Source organism: Bdellovibrio sp. BIS2, assembly GCF_055398295.1.
Window position 1 is genome coordinate 648,784 of record NZ_AP035879.1, and the last position, 24,915, is coordinate 673,698.

The 24,915-nt window shown below is 51.2% G+C and carries 18 protein-coding genes; 9 read left to right on the forward strand and 9 right to left on the reverse strand.

Annotation, left to right across the window (positions count from 1 at the left end; all coding sequences use genetic code 11):
• Positions 1-34: 34 nt before the first annotated feature.
• The 6 genes from ACZ520_RS03195 to ACZ520_RS03220 all read right to left on the reverse strand — a co-directional run bounded on the left by ACZ520_RS03195 (position 35) and on the right by ACZ520_RS03220 (position 6,125).
• On the reverse strand, positions 35-1,789 hold the full coding sequence (locus tag ACZ520_RS03195; protein WP_464127534.1) for a hypothetical protein: 1,755 nt from the start codon (positions 1,787-1,789) through the stop codon (positions 35-37).
• Positions 1,790-1,962: 173 nt separating this feature from the next.
• Positions 1,963-2,295: a hypothetical protein gene (locus ACZ520_RS03200; protein WP_416479462.1), complete on the reverse strand. Its 333-nt coding sequence runs from the start codon at positions 2,293-2,295 to the stop codon at positions 1,963-1,965.
• Between the two features lie 205 nt (positions 2,296-2,500).
• The gene (locus ACZ520_RS03205) at positions 2,501-2,974 is read right to left on the reverse strand and encodes an actin-binding protein (protein ID WP_235046243.1); all 474 of its coding nucleotides are present in this window, start codon (positions 2,972-2,974) and stop codon (positions 2,501-2,503) included.
• Positions 2,975-3,038: 64 nt separating this feature from the next.
• Positions 3,039-3,362, reverse strand: coding sequence for a DUF4286 family protein (locus ACZ520_RS03210; RefSeq protein ID WP_011163259.1), 324 nt, complete (start codon positions 3,360-3,362; stop codon positions 3,039-3,041).
• A gap of 8 nt (positions 3,363-3,370) precedes the next feature.
• Positions 3,371-4,711, reverse strand: a complete 1,341-nt coding sequence (locus tag ACZ520_RS03215; protein WP_464127537.1) for a TldD/PmbA family protein — start codon at positions 4,709-4,711, stop codon at positions 3,371-3,373.
• On the reverse strand, positions 4,704-6,125 hold the full coding sequence (locus ACZ520_RS03220; protein ID WP_088566207.1) for a TldD/PmbA family protein: 1,422 nt from the start codon (positions 6,123-6,125) through the stop codon (positions 4,704-4,706). Before ACZ520_RS03220 ends, ACZ520_RS03215 begins: the two co-directional genes overlap by 8 nt.
• 220 nt (positions 6,126-6,345) lie before the next feature.
• Here ACZ520_RS03220 and ACZ520_RS03225 point away from each other — a divergent pair, with 220 nt between their 5' ends.
• From ACZ520_RS03225 to ACZ520_RS03245, 5 genes are all read left to right on the forward strand, one after another.
• Positions 6,346-6,585 carry a hypothetical protein gene (locus ACZ520_RS03225; RefSeq protein WP_041583456.1) on the forward strand — a complete coding sequence of 80 codons (240 nt, stop codon included), beginning with the start codon at positions 6,346-6,348 and terminating at the stop codon, positions 6,583-6,585.
• A gap of 60 nt (positions 6,586-6,645) precedes the next feature.
• Positions 6,646-7,815: an EF-P lysine aminoacylase EpmA gene (epmA, locus tag ACZ520_RS03230; protein WP_464127540.1), complete on the forward strand. Its 1,170-nt coding sequence runs from the start codon at positions 6,646-6,648 to the stop codon at positions 7,813-7,815.
• Between the two features lie 145 nt (positions 7,816-7,960).
• On the forward strand, positions 7,961-9,547 hold the full coding sequence (locus tag ACZ520_RS03235) for a hypothetical protein (RefSeq protein WP_088566205.1): 1,587 nt from the start codon (positions 7,961-7,963) through the stop codon (positions 9,545-9,547).
• A gap of 239 nt (positions 9,548-9,786) precedes the next feature.
• A complete protein-coding gene (locus tag ACZ520_RS03240; protein WP_464127542.1) occupies positions 9,787-13,692 on the forward strand; it encodes a tail fiber domain-containing protein in 3,906 nt (1,301 codons plus the stop codon).
• Between the two features lie 160 nt (positions 13,693-13,852).
• Complete coding sequence (locus ACZ520_RS03245; protein WP_464127544.1) at positions 13,853-17,575, forward strand: tail fiber domain-containing protein; 3,723 nt, start codon at positions 13,853-13,855, stop codon at positions 17,573-17,575.
• A 5-nt stretch (positions 17,576-17,580) separates the two neighbouring features.
• On the opposite strand, the gene ACZ520_RS03250 is transcribed toward ACZ520_RS03245, so the two are convergent.
• Positions 17,581-18,444, reverse strand: a complete 864-nt coding sequence (locus tag ACZ520_RS03250) for a S1 family peptidase (protein ID WP_374032065.1) — start codon at positions 18,442-18,444, stop codon at positions 17,581-17,583.
• A 214-nt stretch (positions 18,445-18,658) separates the two neighbouring features.
• Here ACZ520_RS03250 and ACZ520_RS03255 point away from each other — a divergent pair, with 214 nt between their 5' ends.
• From ACZ520_RS03255 to ACZ520_RS03270, 4 genes are all read left to right on the forward strand, one after another.
• Positions 18,659-19,906, forward strand: a complete 1,248-nt coding sequence (locus ACZ520_RS03255) for a TolC family protein (protein WP_464127546.1) — start codon at positions 18,659-18,661, stop codon at positions 19,904-19,906.
• Complete coding sequence (locus tag ACZ520_RS03260) at positions 19,903-20,865, forward strand: efflux RND transporter periplasmic adaptor subunit (RefSeq protein WP_464127548.1); 963 nt, start codon at positions 19,903-19,905, stop codon at positions 20,863-20,865. The genes ACZ520_RS03255 and ACZ520_RS03260 overlap by 4 nt, the downstream gene beginning before the upstream one ends.
• Positions 20,862-22,814: an ABC transporter permease gene (locus ACZ520_RS03265; RefSeq protein ID WP_464127550.1), complete on the forward strand. Its 1,953-nt coding sequence runs from the start codon at positions 20,862-20,864 to the stop codon at positions 22,812-22,814. The genes ACZ520_RS03260 and ACZ520_RS03265 overlap by 4 nt, the downstream gene beginning before the upstream one ends.
• Before the next feature lie 92 nt (positions 22,815-22,906).
• A complete protein-coding gene (locus tag ACZ520_RS03270) occupies positions 22,907-23,191 on the forward strand; it encodes a hypothetical protein (RefSeq protein ID WP_464127552.1) in 285 nt (94 codons plus the stop codon).
• A gap of 85 nt (positions 23,192-23,276) precedes the next feature.
• On the opposite strand, the gene ACZ520_RS03275 is transcribed toward ACZ520_RS03270, so the two are convergent.
• Together ACZ520_RS03275 and ACZ520_RS03280 are read right to left on the reverse strand one after the other, a co-directional pair.
• On the reverse strand, positions 23,277-23,570 hold the full coding sequence (locus ACZ520_RS03275) for an HU family DNA-binding protein (RefSeq protein WP_011163272.1): 294 nt from the start codon (positions 23,568-23,570) through the stop codon (positions 23,277-23,279).
• A gap of 81 nt (positions 23,571-23,651) precedes the next feature.
• A complete protein-coding gene (locus ACZ520_RS03280) occupies positions 23,652-24,911 on the reverse strand; it encodes a glycosyltransferase family 4 protein (RefSeq protein WP_011163273.1) in 1,260 nt (419 codons plus the stop codon).
• Positions 24,912-24,915: the final 4 nt, after the last annotated feature.

Genomic DNA, 24,915 nt, shown 5'->3' on the forward strand with positions numbered 1-24,915 from the left:
AGAAAGCTAACAGAAGCCGTGGAATCTGTCAGCCTTATTGATCTCTTTCCATGGATTCATCGCCCACAGTCTCGTCCGGGGAAGGCAGCGCCTTCAAATTGCGTTTATTTGCTTCCTGGGTTACGGACCGGGCTGACTGTTGGTACAGATATCCGAACAGACCTCGGGCTTGTTCCACGATGGCGGCATCTTTGACGATCACGATCTGCTCGTTGTTGTTTTCAGCGTTTTCACTCGGATTAAAGGATGTTCCCAAAACAGCCGTCGAATCTTCAGGGAAGATAAACACCTTGTGATGAATTTTGGACGTGGTCTTCACGGCCGTACCATCTTCCAGCCGGAAGTGGCGTTCACCGTAAATCGCCGGCGCTGTGCGGATCTTGTCCTGAAGGTCCGTCACACCTGCGGCACCCAGGGCCTGCAGAATCGGAGCTTCCGCATCTGTCAGATACTTGCCCGAGGTCAGATCTTTTTTAAGTCCGGATAGCAGCAGGAACGCACTCCATTCACGCATGGCAAAAGGGGTGTCTCCGACCGAGCGGAATTCAAATTGGCCTTTTTCCTTCATATCACGGGCGGCACGTTCAATCAGCGCGCTTTGAATTTGCTTGGAAGAAAACGCAAAGTGCACAGCCTCAATCGGACCTTTGGAGTTTTGAATCAGCGGCACGAAAATGCTTTTGTTCACATCACCTTCACCGCCGTTGGGCGAGAATGACAGGACGATGTAAGAGGCTTCTTCATGCGGGCTTTTCTTTTCGCCCATGATTTTGTAACTGCCACTGATCGGGTACTGGCTTTGACCACGGATTTTGTATTCCAGGGTTTTCTTAAGCTCGGCCTTGGTGGCTTGTGCTGGCAAAGTGCCCAGGATCATCAAAGCATGATTGGCGTTCGGGATGGAAAACTCGTTGCGTTTTTCCGGTGGCAGATTCACCAGATCCCCTTCAGGACCGATGCAGCTTTGGGTGAAGTTGCCGGACAGGAACAGCACGGCGGCCTTTGGGCCAAACGGGTCGCGCAGAATGATCTTCTGATGATTCAGGCCCACGGATTTTACTGCGACCGTTTTAAAACTTTCACCTTCCAAAGTGGCAAGATCATCAAAGATGGCTTTCACTTCAGGACGGGTGTTGATCGTACCGGCATCAATGCCGCCAGTGACCTTCACACCTTTTTTCGTGTGCTGGTTTTTCAAAGCATCGGCGATTACTTTCAGATCGAAATCAAAAACATTGTACCAGATTTCCTGCTCGGCCCCGGTGATGAAGTCCACGACGACTTTGCGCAGGTCATCGCCCGGTAAGGTGCGGGTTTTGCCGTTGATGGTTTTTAGATGCGGGTGATTGATGAATAAACGCATGCCACGGAATCCCGGAGACCCACCCGGCAGATCCATTGTCAGGGGCTGGGACGGGCTTTCGTATTTAGCCAGTTGTTCGGCAAAGCGCGGGGTTTGCACCACGGTCTTCAGTTGGGTTTTAACTTCTTTTAAATAGGCGGCGTAGGCCTCGGGTGATTCACTTTGGGTTTTGGCCAACTTTGCCGTCGTGTCTTCAAGGATCGCGATGTATTCAGGATTTTTCTTCAGCAAGAACACCAACTGACTTTGAGTCAGGGGATTTTTCTGCTGAATGATGGATTCGTTCAGGGCCTTATAGAGGTCCTTTTGGGTCATGGTTTTGAAAGCCACATCAAAGATCCGGGCATAGTCATAGCTGTCGGCCAGGGCCGGGGCGACCAGGATCTGAAGAACGAATAAGCTAAAGAATAATAACTTCTTAACCATTCCCTGAAATACAGCAATTCCCCCGCCATTCGGAGGAAAGCTTATATTTGATATGGAACCCATAGGCCGGGGTTTGAGGGCCCAAAACCGTCACCGGGGGGCCTTTTAGGGAATAAAAAAACGGACCGAAGGTGGTTCGGTCCGTTTTAGGTTTTGGGTTTAGCGGATGAAAACTAGATCGCCAGACGGCAGGAAGCTTCCATCAGAATTTCACGACTCCACAGGGTCCATTTGGTTTCGTCCTCTTCTGTGCGCAGAACGCCGTCAGCGTAGGAACGGGACACGTTGGTTTCGTAAACTTCGATATAGAATTTGCCAGCGCCCTGATTGCGCACGCTGATTTGATAATTGTCGTAAGTGCCGATGGCAGCATTTTTACCGACAACAGTGGACACTTTCGTGTCGACCATCACTTCGTTGTTCACCGTAAGCTTGCAGAAAAGATCCTGAGCCTGAGCCGCCGCGCCAGACAACAAAACTGTAAGTGAAAGAAGCAGATGTTTCATAGTAGTCCCTCCCTAGATGTCTATTCATGCTGTCAGTGGCAAACACAAAGTGTCCACAGTTTATCGCGGAACAAGACAAAAGGTCCCAGAGCCACAAGATCAAGGACCGGGAAAAAGTAAGCAGGTACCTTTTGGGGGTTGGGAATAAAAAAAAGGAAGGCTTGGGGCCTTCCTTTTTTTGTGACTTAAGTTGTTTCGAGAGGAATTACTTCTTCTTGGAAACTTTCTTGGTCGTTTTTTTGGCGGCAGCTTTTTTTACTGTCGCTTTTTTCTTTGTTGTTGCAGCTGGTTTAGCAGCGGCTTTTTTGGAGGAAGCTTTTTTAGTCGTTTGTTTTTTGAACAAGGACTTTTCTAGCTTGGTCTTTTGAACGATGGCTTTCTTTTTGTAAGCCTGGATGTTTTTTTCCAGATCGTCCGCAGACTTTTTGATTTTGGAAATAGTGCTGTTCACTTCTTTTTCCAATTTCGCTTCGGAAGTAGAAAGAACTTTTACGATCTCCTGATATTTCTTCCAAGCCAGTTCGATCTTGTCTTCTTTTTCCTGATCAAAACGGCCTTTAAGCTCAGACTCTTTCTTTTTGATCTCGTCGCTCAGCTTTTGGAAGCTTTCAAGAAGGTTTTGAACGTTTTTATTGCCAGAAAGATTCTCTAGAATTTTTTGGAAAGCTGCAGTTGCCACAAGGTCTCCTTTGTTTACATTCCCAACATACACCCGCAAGAGGGGAATTCATAGCCCCTTAGGGTTATTTTGACGTAAAATTAATAGTTTCAAGCCACACTTCGCGCTGGGCAGAGAACTGACCAGAGAATTTTTCCAGCCCCTTTTCGCGCATTTGCATCGCGTATTCAGACATATAGGTCTTGATCGCGTCTTCATCCTTGAGGGTGTAAATGATTTTCACGTCTTTGCTGGACGCCTCCATGGCGCCGCCTTTACGCAAGCAAAGCTCCGCTTTGATAAAGCCCGGTAGAGCAAGTACTTCAGCGATGTGTTCGTTTTTAAGCCATTCGACGTACTCAGGGTATGTCTCCCAACGAACTGCCAGTTGAACGATATAGGTAACCATGACGCTCCTTAGAGAGTGAATTTAAAGTCCTTGATTAGCATGCCCGGCACTTTTTTGCCACCTAAAGCACGGCTTTCATAAGTGGAAACCATCGGGTCCACCTCTTGGAAGTCCGTCACGGCCAGCAGGTTTTCACCCAGGCAGTCAAACAGGCTTTCATCAAAACGCAGATCCGCGATCGGCGCCACGATTTCGCCGTTTTCCACCCAGAAACACGCATAACGGGTCATGCCGGTGATGCGCGCATTCAGGCGGTCGGACCAGTTCAGGTAATGCAGATTCGACAAATAGAGTCCCGTGCCTAGTTCTTTCAAAATGTCGTCTTTTTTCAAGGACCCCGGCAGGATCTCCATCGCGCGAGGACCTTCATAAGAATCCCCGGCGTTGCCTTCCACACCGTATTCCTTGGCTGAACGGCTGCTGATCACATAGCTGTCCAACTGGCCGTTGGAGATCAGCTTCAGCGTTTCCGGAGCCAGTTCCCCCAACGAGTTATAACGATGGGTCAGACCCATGGCATAGTTTTCACGCACACTGAAAAGCGGGGACAGGGACTTTTCCTTGTCCGCCAGTTTCATCAAAGCGCTGCCACCTTGTTTGTAAGCATTAAAGCTCAACGCCCCCCAAGAGAACATCGAAGCCAGTTCCGCCACCGCGCCCGGAGCCAGATAAGTGCGGTAAGCACCTGGCTGCAGGACTTTCTTAGGGCGATCCATCAAACTCAGTTGATTTTTACTTTGGGCAATATTCGCCGCAAACTCTTTTTGGTCCCAGTGAGTCCCGGCATAGATCGACTTCACGGCTTTTTCACCCATGTACAGGGAATAATCCACGAAGAAGTTTTCCGTCGCAAACCAGTGGCTTTGACCGGCCGAGTTTTTGTTCGCAGAAATGATCGGACCCGCACAGTAAAGACCGGCAAAGTCAGCACCCGTTGCCGGAGTGGTGATGGCCTTGATCACCTCTTCGTCTTTCAGCAAAGAGCCTTTAAACGTGCTGTCGCTGGTGCCGTTATTGACGATGGCCACCTGGTACGGATCTTCCGGCAGCAGAGCGCATTCCTGACGGGCTTGATCCAGCCAGAACTCGACACGTTTTTTGTCTTCATCGACTTCGCCCGTGATCGAGAAATTGATGTTCGCGGTCTTGCCGTCTTTTTGCAGAGTCAAAGTCAGAGAACGCTGTTCGACGTGCGTGTTCTGACGGACCTTGTTGGCGTTGAAACGCACGAACAGGGATTCTTCCGCGTGCAGATTCACGTTGGCAGCCTCATCTTTTTTCAGAAGTGACAAAAGGTGATCGGCCACGATGTTGAAGGACTGTTTGGTTTTTTCTGTAAAATTAAGCACCGAAAACCTCCACATCAGCAAACAGGCAGTAAGGTGTTGTGTGACCCACGCGGATCACCTGATTTGGTTCGCCTTTACCGCAGTAAGGGGAGCCAAAGGTCTCGCGAGTTTCACTGACCGCTTTCAGATTGTTCCAGAACTTCACGGTGGTGCCGCGATAGTTAGGGTTTTTCACGGTTTTCGTCAGTTTGCCGTTTTCAATCAGCTTCGCGTATTCGCAGCCGAACTGGAATTTGTTGCGATAGTCGTCAATTGACCAGGACTTGTTCGCCAGCATGAACACACCACGCTCGACAGAGGCGATCATGTCTTCCAGTTTGGAAGTGCCCGGCTCAAGGTTGATATTTGCCATGCGGTCAATCGGCGCCCGATTCCAGGAGGATGATCTGGAATTCGCCACACCCGGCAGATTCAGACGGCTTTGGGACTCAAGTCCGCCAAGACCGCGCACCAACAAGCCGTTGTGAATCAGGAATTCTTTGGTGGCTGGATGACCGGAATCATCAAACGCGTAAGAGGCCAAGGCATCTTCGATGGTCGGATCGAAAGTCACGTTCATCAGTTTGGAACCGTACTGCAGGTGTCCGAAGTCTTCAGGTTTTACGAAGCTCCAGCCGGCATAGTTTCTTTCATCACCCAAAATACGGTCATATTCCAGCGGGTGACCGATGGATTCATGCACCTGCAAAGTCATCTGGTCTGGAGCCAGCAACAGATCCATGGACGTGTCCGGGCAGTTGTCGGCAGAAAGCAGTTCCACGGCTTCTTCCGCCAGTTTTTTGGAACGCTCCAGGATGGAAGCACGGTCAAAGACCTCGGCCCCCACCTGAAGACAGCGGGCCAAACCACCGCTGTCGGAACGGGACTGGGTTTCGCCACCGGCAGCGGCTGTTGCCGAGAAGTCCGTGTTCACGATCGAGAAGCTTTGTTCAAAGTCGGAACCCGAAGATGTCACCGTGTGGAAATGAGTTTCCACGATCATCGCCGTGGCGGAACGGCTGACGATTTTATCGGAAACTTTCATGGCGCGGGTTGCGTCCACGAAAATGTCCGAGATCTCTTTGGCCGAGAAGGAGTCCAGAGGTTTTACCACCGGGGACTTGTAAGTTCCTTTGGCAATCGGGCGCTGGTCCACAGAGAAGTTGTGAACTTTGTGCGAGCTGGCCGCTTTGGCCATCAGGATGGCTTTATCCAAAGCGCGCTTGATCCCGGAGCTGCTCAGGTCACTGGTACCGGAAAAGCCAAAATGGCCCTCGACCAAAACCTCGACCATGACACCTTGATCGAAACTGATCACGTTACGGTCCGGCTTTTCATCGCGAACCATGCGGTAGGTGGTTTTTTCAGTCACGTGACGCAAACTGACCCAGTCAGCGGATCCTTTGAGCGTGTGGAGGGTTCTTTGCAAATCCATTAAAGACCTCTTTTCCGAGTAGAATTAAGCACTTCCAATAACCAATCATGCCCCAAAAGACAACCTCGAAGGGCCGTTTGTGAAAAGTCTTATCGACCGATACCCGACGGGGCGAGGGTGCCTGAAGGGGGGCCAGAATGGGTTGGCAAGGGCTTTGCTTTATACGTTTTCAGGGAGGTTGCTGGTGTCATAAGGAACCAGCACATACAAGGGGATGGATATGAGAGTTCTTCTGGCACTTCTAGCAACAGGTTTCATGGTGATGGTGACTTACTTGGGTCCGGCGAATGCTTCGACTTTGGCGACTCCAAGCTGCAAGATGACTTCCGAAGGTATCTTTGAGGGCTCTTGGGTGAAGCACCGTATCGTGGTGAACGAAGATGTTGTTTACGGTGCGAATGACATGGATTCCATCCTGTCCCAGCTTGATTCCTTGCGTGATCAGGGCCTTTGCCATTAAAGTGGCAGGGCTTTGAGCCGAAATGACTTTTTAACCCAGATTTGGAAGCCCTATCCCGCAATGCCTGAAAATGCTCAGGCGGCCGGGCGCATTTATCAGATCGAACGCGAAGGCGACGCTTTAAAGCTGGTCCTGCACCGCGATTCCGAAACTCACAAAATCCATTTTGAAAAAGCCCCGAAGCACTCTGAATTTTTGATTGAGGGTGACATCGTTGCCGTTGTTTCGGCCACTGAAGTGGTGCTGCTGGCGCCGCAAAAGCAATCCCTGCCGAATCGTTCCTATAACAAGGAATTGACTCAAAATTGGGGCGCCTACCTGCAATCTTTACGTGAATTCTTTGTTTCTAAAGGCTTTGTGGAATTGAAGACGCCGTCGCTGGTGGTCTGTCCGGGGACGGAACCCAGTCTGGATGTTTTTTCCACGAACTTGAAGATCGGTTCGCGCCAGCAGAAATTGTTTTTACCCACAAGCCCTGAACTGCATTTGAAAAAGGCTTTGGCATTGGGGGCAGAAAAAATCTTTGAGCTGGCTCCGTGTTTCCGTAACGGCGAAGTTACTGAAAGACATCAGCCTGAATTTTTGATGCTGGAGTGGTATCGTGCGTATGCCTCTTTAAAGTTGATTAAAGAAGACACCGTCAAACTGGTCAGCCATCTGGCGCAAGCGATGAAAGTCGCAGGCCCAGTGAAGGTGACTTCATATTCCGTGGCCGAGCTTTTCAAAGTTCACTGTGGTTTTGAATTGAAGCCGGACACGTCCAAAGAGGAGCTGAAAACGCTGGCGGAAAAAATCGGTGTCGATGTTCGCAGCGCTGAAAGCATTGATGACTATTTCTTTCTGATCTTCATGGATAAAATCGAAAGCCAACTGCCTGCCGATGAGCTGGTGTTTGTCGAAAAGTATCCTCCGTATCAAGCCGCTCTGGCACGTTTGACATCGGATGGCTGGGGCGACCGCTTTGAGGCTTATTGGAAAGGCATGGAGCTTTGTAATGCCTTCCATGAGCTGAACGACCCGACGGTGCAGCGTCTGCGTTCCCAGGAAGACCTGCAGAAGAAATCTGAAATGCACAAGGAGCCCGTCAGTCTGGATGATGAGTTCTTCCAGTGCCTGGAGGCTGGACTTCCACCTAGTGGTGGCATCGCCTTGGGCGTCGAACGTTTGTTCATGGCCTTGCTGGGGCTGCAAAATATCTCGGACCTTCGTTTGTTTCCTCAACAGAATTAAGTTCAGTTTTATTATTTCTAATTAAGCTCAGTCTAGTTCGGGCCCCAAAGGACTGCCCATCTTTACTGTTCTTTGTCAGTCTTTCAGAGCGATTAATGTGGATTAACTTCCAACAGAAAACTCAATACGAAGGAAAGGACAGAGAATGTTTTCCAAAAATTCTCGAGTGAAAATGGTCGCCGGAATGGTGACGGCAGTGACAGGGACAGCACTTTTAATTTCAGCTTGCAGTGGCGGGGGATCTAGCAGTCCTTCGGAAGACTCTGCATTGGTGATCAGCGGTGGTTTTTCAGGCGTCAGCTTGCAGTCTATGCAAAAGCCGATGGCAAAAGCCGGTGATCTGACGACCTTTGCTGCTTCGGATTACACCGTGATCTGCGCGATGATGGTGGAACCTTTTACTGCGGGGCACAGTGCTCTTTCTGATGATGGAACTTTCTCTTTGTCCATCACGGGCGGTGCGGGTCAGCCGATTGGCTGTATGATTGTTAAATCAGGCAAGCGTGTTGCTGACTTCGAGTTCACTGCGGAAGAAGCCGGGATGACGGGTGCGACCGGTGGTTCCGGCCTTGCCGTCAATCAAGGTGCGACGACCATTCAACTTCCGACGGATTTGTCCATCTCAGATGCCAAGGTGTCTGTGCCGGTGGCAAATATCACGCAGAATTCTTCTGTGGCTCCGTCCGTTGTTTGGGCCGATCCCACGGGGACCTGGAGCATCACCGGTGCTTGTGAAACATCTTTGAATCAAAACGGTATTCCAGTGACAAGCTGTAACGGGGCCCAGAGCGCCGAAGACATTCCAACATCGGTTTATCTGAAGCAGTTGCAGGCGACTAAAGCAGGTGCCACTAAAACGGGTCTTTCTGTTTGGAAAGATGCCGCGGCTCGCACGGCGTGCGGTGATAAAGAGGGCATCACTCTTGATGGCGGCTGGACAGCGACAGGCGGCTGGGCTGGTGCAATGACCGGCGGTGTGTCCATGGATATCAGTGACACCACGAAACTTGGCACACTGACGACAAAGGCCAAGGCCCGAATGCATCCTGATCATACCAACACCATGACTGCAGTTTGCGGTAAAACCACAAAAACGGGCGGCGGTGCGATCGTTTCCGGTACCACACTTTGCAGCGAAGTTGACTTCTCTGGCGGTGGCTGGGGCATGAGCGAAGACGCCTGCAAACTTTATTGTGTGATGGGCGCATTGAGCAACGGCGGCGACAATCCAGACTTCGACTGGGGTGCTGCAACTTGCAAAAAACGCTACAGAGTCTTCTGGGAAAACAACAACGAACTGTCTTCGGATAAAGACTACAACAATGGCAACGGCAATCAGGCCGGTGTTTTCTCTACAGGCACTTGTTCTGACACGTCCTTCGACGGATGCCGTGACACGGGTTCCGGCAAGGTTCTGTTCCAGATGGAAAAAGCCCAGGATCAATTCATGCTGGGTGAACTGTTCATCATCGGCAACGTAGGTACAGTGATGGAAAATCATCACTTCAACTCGACCTTCCCGAATGCGGACCGCACCGGAACGATCACTTGCGGTGGTACTTACATCGACAAGATGACGATGACCCAAATCAGTGCGACAACAGCGTCCGTGACAGTTGAGAACAACTTTGTTGCTGATCTTTCAAATCCGGCAGAGTGTGCGACTAACGAGCACTTCTCTAAAAATGCTGATGAAGAACGCAGCATGACCCTGAAGCTGGTAAAACAGTAGATTGCAAGATCAATAGGAGAATTCCTGATAAGCCCCCGCAGAAATGCCGGGGGCTTTTTTTATTCCCTACATACATAAGTCTTGAAGTGCCTTAGATTGAAACACTCGTGCGCATTTTCAGAGGGTTCGCGGAACATCTCTTTGAAAACTAGAATTACCGTCACGTAACTCTGTTAAGGCCTCGTAAAAATAATGCCGAAAAGTATCCTATGAAAACACGCAAGAGGGTACGTAGTGGGATGTTTTTGTGGTTGTTCTTATTTGGGCTGCAGGCCGTCGCATCTCCAACCACCCTGAATTATCAGGGACGTATTCTAAAAACAGATGGAACTCCGCTGGAGTTCAATAATGTCAGTTTCGCCTTTGAAGTCACCAACGTCAGCGGTTCCTGCATTTTCTATCGTGAGCAACGAAATGCCGTCAACATGCAGGGATCCAAAGGGGTCTTTGATATTCCGATCGGTGAAGGCACCAAGTTGTATCCAAGCACTCCCGGTTACAGTTTGCGTGACGTATTTAATAACTCCATTGAACATGATTGTGACGGCGGCGCCAAGTACACTCCTTCTCTGGATGAAGTGCGTATTTTGCGCGTGCAATTCCATGATGGTGTGGGTTGGAAGGCCATCACACCGAATAACACCATTCGCTCTGTTCCTTTTGCCAACTACGCATATTCCGCCGCCAAACTGGGCGACAAAAGTGAAACTGACTTTGTCTTGAAGTCCTCCGTCAGCACCTGTGCTGCCGGTCAGTATCTGACTTTCAACGGGACCGCCTTTGTCTGTCAGAACGATGCGGGTGGGGCCGGGATGGTTTCTGACGTGAATGTCAGCGCGCCACTGGTCAAGGGCGGTACAGCCAGCATCCCGGTGATTTCCTTGAACGTGGGCACGGCGGCGGGCGCTGTCGCGGCTGGCAATGATGCCCGTTTTTTGAATGCTGAAAAGATCCGCGGGCTGGATGTCAGTGCAACGGCGCCGACGACGGGGCAGGTTTTGAAGCTGGATGGGGCCAACACCTGGGTGCCTTCGACGTTGGGCACAGGTGATGTTTCCGGCTTGAGTGCTGCTTTGAACAATAAAATCGATGCGACAATGTTCCCGGCGTCCTGTACGGCGGGACAATCACTGGTGTTTGTAACTCCGGCAAACAAGTTTGATTGTTATAGCATTTCCATCACCGAGGCCCAGATCACGGGCACGATTGCCGGTTCAAAGATTTCCGGCGATATCAGTGGCAAGGCCAGCGGTCTGACCGCGACTCTGCCGGTGGCGCAAGGGGGAACCAACAGCAGCACGGCATTGAACGACAACCGCATCATGATTTCAAGTGCGGGTAAAATTGTGGAAGCTCCAGTGATGACTGACGGTCAACTGTTAATCGGTAAGACCGGAGATGCCCCTCAAGTGGCCAATCTGGTGGCGGGTTCGGGTGTGACGATCGCCAATAATCCTGGCGGGATCACAATCAGTGCGACGGGTGCTGGGGGCACAATCACAAGTGTCACGGCGGGCACCGGACTTTCTGGCGGTGGCAACTCAGGTGGAGTGACTTTGAATCTGGCCAACACCGGCGTGGGCGCGGGCACCTATGGAACGGCGACGAAAGTTCCGCAGTTGGCAGTGGATGCTCAAGGCCGCCTGACGTCCGTGTCAGAGGTGACTATTTCCGGTGTGGCTCCGGCGGGTACTGCGGGGGGCGATCTGGGGGGAACTTATCCCAACCCGGATGTTGTAAAACTACGTGGCAAAACTATTTCCGCGACAGCGCCGACTGCGGCTGGGCAAGTGCTGCGCTATGATGGCACCGGGTATGTTCCCAATTTCCTAAGTCTGGCGGACATTCGTTCGACGGTGACTCCGGCCAATACCATCTTTCCTTCCACCGCTTGTACGGCCGCGCAAACTTTGACTTGGTCTTCGCTGACGGATTCTTTCACCTGTCAGTCGATTTCGATCACGGAAGCAAATATCTCCGGAACGATTGCGGCAGCAAAAGTGGACTTTGGTTCCCAGTCGGCCGGTACTTTCTTTGCGGCACCGGCAGGGGCGACCGGGGCTCCTGTATTCAGAGCTTTGGCTTCCACGGATCTTCCGGCGGGGGCATACGACAGTTCCTATTTCAAACAAGGTGGCAACAGCTTTGGAACAACGGCTGTTTTGGGTACCAACGACGCCAATAGCCTGGGATTTGAAACCAATGGTACAACTCGCATGACGGTGAGCTCTGCCGGAAACGTGGGGATCGGCATGACTCCCGTCCATGTTTTGGATGTGAGCGGTTCCACCATCAACATGGGGCGCTTCACCTCCAGTGATACCGGCGGTTCGCGTCTGGCATTGGCGTCGTCAAGTGCTGGAGGCAAGACCTGGAATTTGGTTTCGACGGGGTCTGGCAGTGCTGGGGGCGCTGGTTCTTTGGTCTTTGCAGACTTTTCCACGAGTGGTTCGGGTCAGTTTATTTTCAAGTCCGACTCTTCGGTGGGGATAGGGACTGTCAGTCCTGCAAGCACGGTGCATGTTCTGAAAGCTCAGAACGCCACGACCGAATTGCGTGTGGAAAACAACATGGCTGCCGGGAACACCTCGGCGCAGGCAACCGTGCAATTGGTCGGAACGGGTGTTAGCGGGCAGCTGTCCGTATATCCGAATGATCACACTTCGGCGCAATATCAGGACCGTTTGGTTTTAGCTTCAAACAGTTCCGCTACCAATGGTTTGCTTTTGACTACCAACACCGTGGCACCTATTGACTTTGCTGCCAACGGAAGCACGACTCCACACATGCGTGTGAATTCTGACGGGAATGTGGGAATTGGTGTCGCGACCCCAACAAAAATATTGCACCTGCAAAAGGATCAAGGCGCTGACACAGCCTTGTTAATTAAAAATACAAGCACCGCGGATCTGGCCATGGCCGCTGTGGATCTGGAGTCTGACGGCAACGGAGCGCAGCTGATCAGTTATGGTACGGGAGTGACTGGGAACTGGGGGGGCGGCACTATTCCCAAAGCGGATTCTGTGATGCTTCGTACTTACACGACCAATCCCGCGGCAAACTTCGGTGTCGGGACGGGCAGTGCGCATCCGTTGCACTTGGTGACCAGTGATATACCCCGTATGACTGTCACTGCCACTGGAAGTGTCGGGGTTGGATCGACCTCTCCAATTTCCAAATTCTCGGTCGCGGACGCTTATCTGGGGGGCACGGACAATACGGGTCTGGGAATTTCTGTTCTGGGCGCGGCCAATGACATTGCCGGGATCACGATTTGGGACCGCGACGAGGACAGTGGGACCATCAACGACGGGGATGCTACGATTTATTTTGGTGACGACATCCAGGACAGTTTGCGGTTTGCCTACAAAGGTTCCGGTTTGGCGATGTCCGAAAAAATGCGCATCACCAGCTCCGGGAATGTCGGGATCGCAACGATATCTCCGGCTTACCCGTTGGATGTGGCGGGTTCCCTGCGCGGCACCACAGTGATCAATGGCGGATTTGATTTTGTTCTGGGAACCAACAATCAGGTGGATCGTGGAAACACCGGCAGCTCTCGCGCGCTGGTGAAAGACACGGGGGCGACTTTGCATCTGAACTATCAGGGTGATTTTACCGGGGGCGTTCAGGTGGGTAGTCTGCTGCGACCTCGCACGGACAACGCCTTTGATCTGGGTACCACCACGTATCGCTGGAAGGCCGTTTATGCGGTGAACGGAACCATCCAGACTTCAGATCAGCGTTTGAAGACCGAAGTGCAGGACCTTTCGCAGGGCCTGGATTTCATCCTGTCTTTGCAGCCGAAGTCCTACAAATGGAAATCAGACCGCGACAAAGCGAAAGCCAAGACACATTGGGGTTTCATGGCGCAGGAGCTGGAATCTGAAGTGAAACGATCCACAGCGAGTGATGCTCCGGTGGGTCTGATCCATCATGAGTTGGAGTCTGACTATTATGGAGTGAACTATTCAGAGTTGCTGGCTCCGGTGGTGAAGGCCTTGCAGGAACTTTATCTGAAACTCGTTGGCGTCAGCGACCGTATGGATCAGCTTGAGAAGGAAAATCAGAACCTGAAAAACGAAAATCAGGAAATCAAATCCTATCTGTGTGCGAAGGATCCTCAGGCTCCGATCTGTAAATAGGGCCGAGGGTCTTGTTCTGAGACTTACATCTGGGAAAGCAACCGCAAAACGTTCGAAATATGAGTAATTCCCAAGTGTTGGGGCTTTCGTTCCGAGACATAACTGCCGATAAGAAAGTATGGAAAATACGGCACGTCTCGGAATATTTCTTTGGGTCATCTTGTTATCTCAAAGCCTTTTTGCGTCGCCTAAAACCCTGAACTATCAAGGTCGAATCCTGCGCAGTGATGGAACTGCATTAGAGTACAACAACGTCAGTTTTGCTTTTGAGTTCACCAACGAAACGGGCACATGCGTACTTTACCGAGAACAAAGAAACACCATCAATATGCAGGGATCCAAAGGGGTGTTCGATATTCCTATTGGAGAAGGCACAAAACTTTACCCTTCCACCATCGGCTATTCCCTGCAGGATGTATTTAACAATTCCATCACTCATACCTGTGATGGTGGTGCCACTTACACTCCCGCTGTGGATGCGCTCAGAGTCTTACGAGTGCAGTTTCATGACGGCAGCGGTTGGAAGGCGATCACTCCCAACAATATCATTCGCTCTGTTCCTTTTGCCAACTATGCTCACTCGGCGACTCTTTTGGGTGACAAACTGCCAACGGATTTTGTTCTTAAGAATTCCATTTCAACTTGTGCAAGCGGCCAGTATCTGACCTATGATGGCGCTGATTTTGTCTGTCAAAACGATGCCGGTGGAGCTGGCATGGTGTCGGATGTAAACGTCACCGCGCCGTATTTGGCGAAGTCCGGAACCGCCAGCATCCCGGTGATTTCTGTCAACGTCGGAACAGGTGCAGGCACTTTGGCTGCCGGGAACGATGCGCGCTTTCTGAACGCAGAAAAGATCCGGGGACAGGATGTCAGTGCGACTCTTGCAACCTCCGGCCAGGTTTTGAAGATGAATGGTTCCAGCACCTGGGTGCCGGCGACCTTGACCTCTGCTGATATTTCCGGATTGACGACATCTTTGAATAACAAAATTGATGCGACGATGTTCCCGACATCCTGTACGGCGGGACAGTCCCTGGTGTTTGTGACCCCGGCGAACAAATTTGATTGTTACAGTATTTCGATCACGGAATCCCAGATCACGGGTTCTATTTCAGGAGCGAAGATTTCTGGGAATATTTCCGGTAAAGCCGCAGGCATTAACGGCGTGCTGCCGGTCAGTGAAGGCGGTACCGGAAGTGGTGTGACCTTGAACAACAACCGTCTGATGGTTTCGTCAGCGGGCAAAATTGTTGAAGCCGCCGCTTTGACCGATGGACAGATTCTGATTGGAAAAACGGGAGATGCTCCGCAAGCTGCCAATATTCAGGCGGGATCCGGTGTCAGTATCACTAACGGGGCTGGTGGGATCACGATCAGCGCCACCGGTACTGGCGGCACTATCACGGGCGTCACTGCCGGGACCGGCTTAAGTGGTGGCGGCAGTTCGGGCAATGTGACTTTGAATCTGGCGAACACAACCGTAGCTGCCGGAACTTATGGGACTGCGACCAAAGTTCCGCAAGTGGTGGTGGATGCTCAAGGCCGCCTGACCTCGGTGACCGAAGTCACAGTTTCTGGAGTCACCCCAGCAGGGACAGCCGGTGGAGACTTAGGCGGGACTTATCCGAATCCGGATGTGGTAAAACTGCGAGGTAAATCCATTTCGGCAACGGCTCCAACTGCGGCCGGACAGTTGTTGCGCTATGATGGAACCAACTATGTGCCTAATTTCCTGAGCCTTGCCGACATCCGTTCAACCGTGACTCCGGCCAACACTATTTTCCCGGCAGCGGGGTGTGGTGCAGATAAAACTTTGAACTGGTCTGTTCTGACCGACACCTTCACTTGCCAAAGCATTTCGATCACCGAAAGCGGAATCTCGGGCACAATTGCTTCTGCGAAATTGAATTTCGGCACACCGGCAGCAAAAACATTCTGGGCGGCACCAACTGGTGCAGCGGGTGCTCCGAGCTTCAGAACCCTGGCCGCTGCTGATTTGCCAACCAGCGGAGTTTCTGCCGGAACTTATTCTTCAGTGACTGTTGATATCTATGGACGAGTGACGGCCGCGACAAGTCCCACGACGGCCGCCGGCTACGGAATTACGGATGCCTTTATTCAGAATGGGAACTCTTTTGGGGCGACAGCCGTGCTGGGTACCAACGATGCGCAAAACCTCCAGTTTGAAACGGGGGGTGCAGCTCGCATGACGTTGCTGACAACCGGAAATGTGGGTGTTGGTACGGCAGCTCCTTCAACACTGCTGCACATCAGCCGCAGTCTGCCGGATGGAACAAATCCGTTGGCCGTTTTTGAAAACACCAATTCCACGATTTCGGGTCTGACCACTTTTGCGGCGCTGGCTCCGAACATTGGCGACACCTACAGTAAAACAAATATCATTGTCGGTAAAGCGCACAGCAACTATCAGGCGGGAAGCATCGAGTACAACTACAACTCGAGTGATTCAGCGCAAAGACGCTTAAGTCTGGGGCATAAAGGTTATTCTCCGAACTTCCATATCACTGAACCGGGCAACGTCGGGATCGGGACCACAAGTCCTACGGCGGATCTGGTTGTGACCGACGGTGGAACGGCGGCACCTTATGTGTCGGTGGATAAGCTGGCGGTGATCGGGAACTCGAACACCGTGTTGCAAGTGACGGCTCCGAACACGGCGGCTTCAGCTTTGTATTTCTCTGATCCTGACAGTCGTGATCCGGGGGGGATTTCTTATTCGCACACGAATGATCAGATGTCCTTCAGAGCAGGGAACGCCTTCCATATGTTCCTGGGAAGCACGGGGTATGTGGGTATCGGAACATCTGCGCCAGAGACGGATCTTCACGTTTATAGTGGAGGTAACAGCGGGGCCTTGCATCCCCAGCGTGCCGGGATTATTGCTGAGGCTGAAGGTGCTGATGTCGGCGCAAGGTTTGCGGCCCGCCATTACGGTCCGACGGAAGTGCCGATGTTTATCGCCTATAAAGCCAAAGGAACAAAGGCGGCCCCAACTGCGGTGACCAATGGTATGGGCCTGCTGGCTTTGGTTCCAGCGGCCTATGATGGCACGAACTGGGTGAACAGCAATGGTTCAACGGACTCGATGACGGTGCTGGCAACGGAAGACTGGTCAGCAACTGCGCGTGGAAATAAGATTAACTTTACGACTGTGGCCAATGGGACCACTCAAGGTCTGGTTCGCATGACGGTCGATCAAACAGGGCGTGTCGGGGTGGGAACTTCGGTTCCATCGACTCACCTGCATGTGAATTCCGGCGATCCCTATTCGATCATCACCAATCAAAGCACCGCGGCTGGAGGTCAGGCTTGGCGATGGTATTCTTCTTCCACGGGGGCTCCACTGGGTGCCAATGCCATGTGTTTCGGTATTGGAACTTGTCTGTTCACCTTGAGAACCGATGGGACCGCGACTTTGGCGGGGACTTTGACTCAAGGGTCTGACCGTCGGCTGAAGCGTGATATCGCAAACATCGATCATGCTTTGGATTCCATCCTGCAAATCAACGGGGTGACTTATAACTGGATTGATCCGTCCAAGGGAGACAAACGAGATATCGGTCTGATTGCCCAAGAGGTCGAAAAAGTCTTCCCCGAAGTCGTCAAGACAGATTCAAAAGGCATGAAATCCGTGGCCTATCAGAATCTGGTGTCTCCGATCATTCAGGCCATCAAAGAGTTCTATTCTCAGTGGCAGACGGACTCTCAGGCGTTGCACGCAAAAGTGAATCAGCAGGAGCAGGAAATCAATGCGCTGAAAGAAGAAAATAAAGCGCTTAAGTCGCGCGTGGATCAAGTCGACATGATGAAGAAAGCACTTTGTTCCAAGGACGCTTCCCTGGATTTCTGCTCAAAGTAAGTTTGCTACTTGCTGCCGCCCAGAACTTTCTGAATCCACGGAAGGGCGTGGGAAACGGCAGCGTATCCACCGACCGAAGACCCTTTGGCGCGGAATCCTGAACAGGCTGAACCCCAACTGACGACGCCGACTTGAATGGCCCGGCCGTTCTGCTGCAGGAACACGGGGCCCCCGCTGTCGCCGGGACAGGACGACTGTTGATGCTTGAAAGTGTCAATGCAAAGTGTTTCCGGTCCCAGCTCATAGCTGCGTTTTTTGGGGAAATCATCCAGGGCGCACTGAGCCCGGGGAAGCAACGGGGCTTCCAGTTTTTTAAGCTGGGCGCTTTCTTTCAGTCCCTCGTTATCTGTTAGACCCCATCCCGTGATCACAACTTTTTGGGTTGAATCACCCAAGTCCACAGTATTCAAGTCAACGGGCCGGATATCGGTGACCGTTTCAGAAAGTTCAATCAGCGCCAGATCGGATTTTGGCCAGTTGAAATCAGGATGAACTTTGATTGAGCGAATCTTCAACGAACGAGCATCCTGGCCGGATTGGGTGATGCCACCAATAAACAGCATCAATTTGGCGGGAGCGACCACCCGCTGGCGGGTTTCTGATTCTTCTTCCAGCACACAGTGTGCGGCCGTCAGCACCCAGCGGGGGGCAATCAAGCTGCCACCACAGTGATGTGAAACATAGTTTTCCTTGGGATCATTAAACCAGATATTGACCATAAACGGGAATTCACCCGCCGACGCAAACTCACCGCCAATGATGGCACTTTCGCCGTCCGTCGCGAGCGTCAATGATTGCTGCACCGGCTGGCAAGAAACCAGAGCCAGGCTTAAAAATAGAATGGTGAAATAAGGATGAAACCGGAACATGTGTCATGTCATATTCGAGTCTTGCTTGGACATCACATGAAATAGTTGGGATGGCGTAGGACTTGTATATTTTTCCAAATCAATCCTGCAAGCCCTGAACCTAAGTCTTAAATTGAGAGTCTGGCATTCCACAATCTCCCATCAGTCTTTCCTTATCCTTACGGTGTTGACTCGCTTGTGAGTGAACGATGCAATAAAGCTGATGAGATTTAGAATGATAAAACCACAGGCTCTAATTTTACTTCTGACTCTGACCTGCACACCCGCCTTGGCCGCAAATGTTTACACGTTTGCAGACTGTCTGGAACTGGTGAAAAAGAACAACGCCGAGCTCATCGCCGCCGAACAAAGTCTGGAATCAGCCCGGTACAATCTGAGCGCTTCTTACGGCAACTATCTGCCCCAAATCTCGGCGAACCTGGGATACCAAAAGGGTGAAACGGATCAAGTGGAAAGCGAAGGTTATTCGGCGACTTTGAATGCCACTCAAAATGTTTTTAACGGATTTTCCGATATGGCGAAGGTCTCTGAAAACGAGGGCAAGCTGAAGGTGGCGGAGGCCAGCCTGCGCACCGTGAAGGCCAAGATCAGCTACGATTTAAAATCCGCCTTCGCCAATGTCATTTATGCCCAGGAGTCTTTAAAGCTGACCCGAAGTATTCAAAAACGACGGGCAGACAACCTGAACATGGTCGAACTGCGCTTTCAAAGCGGGCGCGAGAACAAAGGTTCAGTGCTGCTGTCCAAAGCCTACCTGAAACAAGCCCAGTTGGATGTGCTGAAAGCCGAAAACTTCTTTAACACTTCTCGCAGCTCTCTGATTCGTGTGACGGGTTTAAGCCCTGACGCAGAATTTGAAGTTCAAGGCAAAGCCCCGGAAAGCAGTCCCTTATCTGTGACTCCATCCTTTACAAAGCTTGCAGAACAAACTCCGGAACACCAACAGGCCCAAGGGCAGATTCAAAGTGCCGAAGCGGGATTAAGCAGTTCCAGGTCTGAATTTTTACCATCATTGGATTTAAGCGGCTCTGTGGGTAACACGGGGGAAAGCTGGTATCCGGAGCGTGATCGCTGGAGTGTTGGAGCCACCTTGTCCTGGTCTCTGTTTTCGGGTGGCAAAGACTATTTCACCAATAAGAGCGCCTTCGCGCAAAAGCTGGTCGCCGAAAATACCTGGAAGAACTCAGAACTTGAAATCATCGTGAAGCTTCGTCAGGCCTTTGCGGAATTCACGGAAGCGGTAGAGCAGGTCAAAGTCAGTGATGCCTTCGTCGAAGCGGGCAGCGTACGTGCCGAAATCGGGCGCAGTAAATACAACAATGGGCTTACGACCTTTGATGATTGGGACAAGATTGAAAATGATCTGATTTCCTATCAAAAGGATCAGACCCTGAAACGTCGTGATAGGGTGGTGGCGGAAGCCAACTGGGAAAAAACACAAGGTGTAGGAGTGCTGCCATGAAATCATCAAAGAAACTAAGCTGGATCCTGGGGGGCCTTATCGTCGTTGTTGCAGCGGGCTTTTACCTTTGGAAAAAGGAAGACGGAAATGCTCCGGTCTTTCGTGAAATCCCTGTCATCGCAGGTGATTTGGACGTGACGATTCTTTCCACGGGCACGGTGCAGCCGAAAAACCGTCTTGAAATCAAAGCCCCGGTGGCGGGCCGCATTGAACAGATTCTGGCGAAAGAAGGCCAGCAGATCCGCAAAGGTCAGATTCTGGCATGGATGAGTTCCACTGAAAGAGCGGCGATGTTGGACGCCGCCCGCGCACAAGGGGCTGAAGAATACAAAAAATGGTCTGAACTTTATCTGGCAACCCCGGTGATTGCGCCGATTGCAGGTACTCTGATCCTGAAGAATGTTGAACCGGGACAGACCTTCACGAACACCGACGCGATTTTTGTGATGTCCGATCGCCTGACTGTGAAGGCCCAGGTGGATGAAACCGATATCGCGCAAATCAAGCTGAAAGAAAAAGCCACCATCGTATTGGATGCTTATCCGCAAAGCCCGTTACCCGCGACGGTGGATCAGATCGCCTTTGATGCGACCACGGTCAATAACGTCACCACGTATCTGGTGGATGTGATTCCTGATAACACTCCGGACTTTATGCGAAGCGGGATGACGGCGAATGTGACCTTCACGATCGCATCCCAAAAAGGTGTCCTGCTGGTGCCAAGTGAAGCCTTGCGGGTCAGTCAGGGGCGCACTGAAGTTCTGGTGAAAGTGCCAGGTTCCAAGCCGGCTCCGCGCGAAGTGCGCACCGGCATCACCGATGGCCGAAACACCGAAGTGGTGGAAGGTTTGGTTGAAGGTGATGTGGTATTGGTGACGCAGTTCAAGCTGGGGGAAAAATCTTCGGGAGGCTCCAATCCATTTGGTCCTCCGTCAGGTCCGCGCCGGGGTCGTCAATGATTGATATCAAAGGCATACGCAAATCCTATCAGATGGGCGACACGAAAGTGGACGTTCTTAAGGGCATCAGTCTGAAGATTGAGCGCGGGGATTTCGTGGCCATCATGGGGCCTTCAGGTTCCGGCAAATCAACCCTGATGCACATTCTGGGGTTGTTGGATGTTCCCAGTGAAGGCAGTTACAACCTGAACGGCCGTGAAGTGGCGGATCTCAGCGAAGACGAGCTGGCTATTGTTCGTCGTGAAGAAATCGGTTTTATCTTTCAGCAGTTCAACCTGCTTCCGCGTATGGAAGCCTGGCAAAACGTGTCCCTGCCGCTGATTTACAGCGAGGATGGGTTTAGCTATGACAAAGCTCACACGCTTTTGGACAAGGTCGGTTTGGCCGAAAGAATTCATCACAAATCCAACGAACTGTCCGGGGGACAGCAGCAGCGTATCGCGATTGCCCGGTCCCTGATTAACAATCCCCGTATTATTTTCGCCGATGAACCAACAGGAAATCTGGATTCAAAAAGCGAAAAAGAAATCATGCAGATTCTGCACAAGCTGAATGATCAGGGGATCACAGTTATAGTTGTGACCCACGAAGAAGAAATCGGTCAGCAGGCGAAGCGTTTGATCCGCCTGCGTGACGGGGTGATTCAATCCGACGAGCGCCTCCAGACACTGCCAGCGGCGCCAACAACCGTGCAGGAAAAACGTCAGGAACAACCGGCAAAGTGGCCGGTGCGTGAAATGATAGAGCATCTTCATCAGGGCTTCCAAACACTGGCAGCAAATAAAGTTCGTTCCGGTCTTTCCATGCTGGGGATTTTAATTGGTGTCGCTGCGGTTGTGGGAATGCTGGCACTGGGAACGGGCGCCCGTCAAAGCATTGAAAAACAACTGTCGTCTTTAGGTTCGAATCTTCTGGTTCTGCGCGCAGGCAATGTGCGTGTGGGTGGGGTGATGCAGGAATCCGGTGTGCGCATTCGGATTTCTTTGGATGATGTCAGCACGATTAAAAATCAAATCAGCGGAATTAAGGATGTGTCGCCCTCGTCCTCTGGACGTGGGCAGATCACGTACTTGAATAAAAACTGGAACACCCAGGTCATGGGTGTGGCTCCGGCGTACGAACAAATGCGTGCGAGCACTCCGATCTTTGGCCGCTTCTTTTCTGAGGAAGAAAATCAGCGCCGGACGTTGGTGGCAGTGATCGGAACCACGGTGGCCCGCGAGCTTTTCGGAGACAAATCCCCGATTGGCGAGATGATTAAAATCAACAAAGTGAACTTCCGCGTGATCGGTGTTCTGCCTGAAAAGGGTGCGGCGGGTCCGCAGGATCAGGATGACCGAATTCTGGTTCCTGTGGTGACGGCGATGTATCGTCTGTTCGGGAAGAACTATGTGGATTCGGTGGATATCGAAGTTCGCGATGCTGCGGATATTCCGGATGTGCAGGATTCACTGCAAGAGCTGATGAACAAACGCCATCGTGTGCCGGTGTCGTCACAAGGTGACGCATTTAATGTTTTCAATATGGCCGACATTCAGCAGGCGCTGAATTCAACCAGTCAGACAATGTCGATGCTGCTGGCTTCGATCGCGGCAATTTCATTGGTGGTTGGTGGAATCGGGATCATGAACATCATGCTGGTGTCGGTGACCGAACGAACCAAAGAAATCGGGTTGCGCAAAGCCATCGGTGCACGCCGACGCGATATTCTTTTGCAGTTCCTGGCTGAATCCATCGTTGTCAGTGTGTGCGGCGGACTTTTGGGGATTGCCCTGGGGGTTGGATTCTCGCTGTTGATTTCCAAGGTTCTGGGGTGGTCGACGGTGGTTTCTGCGGGCTCCGTGATACTTTCTTTTGGATTTTCTGCCCTGATTGGGATCGTTTTCGGCAGTTATCCAGCCAGCAAGGCGTCAAAACTGCACCCAATTGAAGCGCTTCGATATGAATAACCGGAAAAAATGACAGAAAAGGCAATCTTGACTGTCTTTAGGGGGCTTCATCCGTTAGAACTTCCGCATTAAATAAACCACCGGAGGTTCTTATGAAGGCTTTATTGATCGCCGCTTTGATGTTTGTTTCCGCACCTGCATTTGCTGGAAAAATGAAAGAAATCTATATCATGACGACGGATATCATTCTTGAAAACTTCGGTTTCGATGATTCTCAAGTTCAGATTGATGACTATAAATTCGTGACTGTTGAAGGTGAAGATCTGGCAGTTCAAACGACTGTTCGTGTTTACTACACTCGCGCGGTTTACACTTGCGTGACTACTTTCAAAAAGACTGAACACTTCTACGACGTTAAAAATCTGCGTTGCAAATAGTGGTTCCGCTGCATATTTGGAAAATAAAAAAGGGGCTGAAAAGCCCCTTTTTTCATTCTTAAAGACCCCGAAAGGTCTTTTGAATTTAGCCCTTTTCTTCCGGGCCTCCGTTGATGTCTTCTTTCAACTCTTTACCAACTTTGAAGAACGGAAGTTTCTTTTCATCAACATTGATGATCTCACCAGTGCGTGGGTTACGTCCTTTGTAAGCACCGTACTGACGGTTCACAAATGAACCAAAACCACGGATTTCAATACGGTCATCGCGCATCAAAGCTTCCACCATAGAATCAAAAATAGTGTTTACTACAGTTTCTGCTTTTACACGGGTGATACCCGCTTTTTCAGAAATCAAATTTATCAAATCTGCTTTTGTCATTCGGACCTACTTAAAGTATTGATAACACTCTCGATTATACAGAAGAGAAGGGGGCTGACTACCACTTTTCAATGATTTAACTCAATGCTTCTTATACAGACCCGTGTTGAGCAGGATTTTACGATAGGCATCAAGCACGGACTGGACCATTTTGGCTGTATCAAACAGGTCAACGACCTTCTGGCGGGCCCGATCGCCGATTTCATCCGCCGGCATGGTGCCAGAGAAGATCTCAACCAATAGGTTCGACATAGAGTCGACATCCGCCGGGCGAAGCAGGAATCCATCCCGACCATCTTCGATGATATTGGCAATTGGGGACACTTCTGAGCCCAAAACGACCTTCTTTTGGGCCATGGCCTCTAGGGTGGAGGGCTCAAAACCCGTGGTTCGGGAGCCCATATTCACAAAGGCATCGCCTAAAACGATGTAATCTTCCAGTTCTCCGGCCGGGATCGCCCCGGTCAGAATCACGCGGTTCCCCAGGGCCAGGTTCAAAACCTGGAATTCAATGTCTTTGAATTTCGGGCCGTTGCCGACCAACAACAGGTAACTGCCTGGTTTTTTGATGGCGACTTTTTCAAAGGCCCGCAGCAAAGGAATCACTTCCTGCACATCGGTCATGTCGGTGATGGAAACGGCGACGTGGGCATTTTCCGGGATTCCCAGTTTCTTACGCAATTCCAGGGACTTTTCCTTCGGCGTCAGATCTCCAAGTTCAATCCCATAAGGCACGGTGTAGGTGTGGAAGTCCGGATAAAGATAATATCTTTCCAGAATAATGCGCTGTTGGGGGTTGGTGACAAAGATGCCGTCGGCGGTGGAAAGCAACTGACGATCCCCACCATAGTAAGTGGTCAAAAATTTGTAGGCGGTTGCGACCGCCGTGGTCAGCATGCTTCCCAGTGTGTCTTGTTTCATCGCCAAAATGGCAAAAAGCTGGGACATCTGAGTCGCCTCAACGTCATAGGCCACGGCCACTTTGAAATCATCTTTTCTGGTGGCGATGCGATAGCCGGATTTATCGATGCTGTGAACGATGTGAAACGGATCTTCCTTGTGCAGTTGTGCGAACTTCTGACGAACAGCCATTTGGAAGTTCAGATGAGAAAGATTTTTTGCACCTTCGTGAAGATAAAACACCTTCACGCCATCGCGGGTGACTTCCGGTTTTTTTAAGGCAGAGCTGGCGGCAAGAACTGTGACTTTGTGACCTTCGCGGGCCAGACCACGGGCGATCGGCCACAAGAACCCATGATCGGTGGCACGACTGAGAATCGGAAAACGTTGGGACGTCAGACAGATATTGAGTGTTTCCGGCAGTCGGGACTTTTTGGCCATGAAA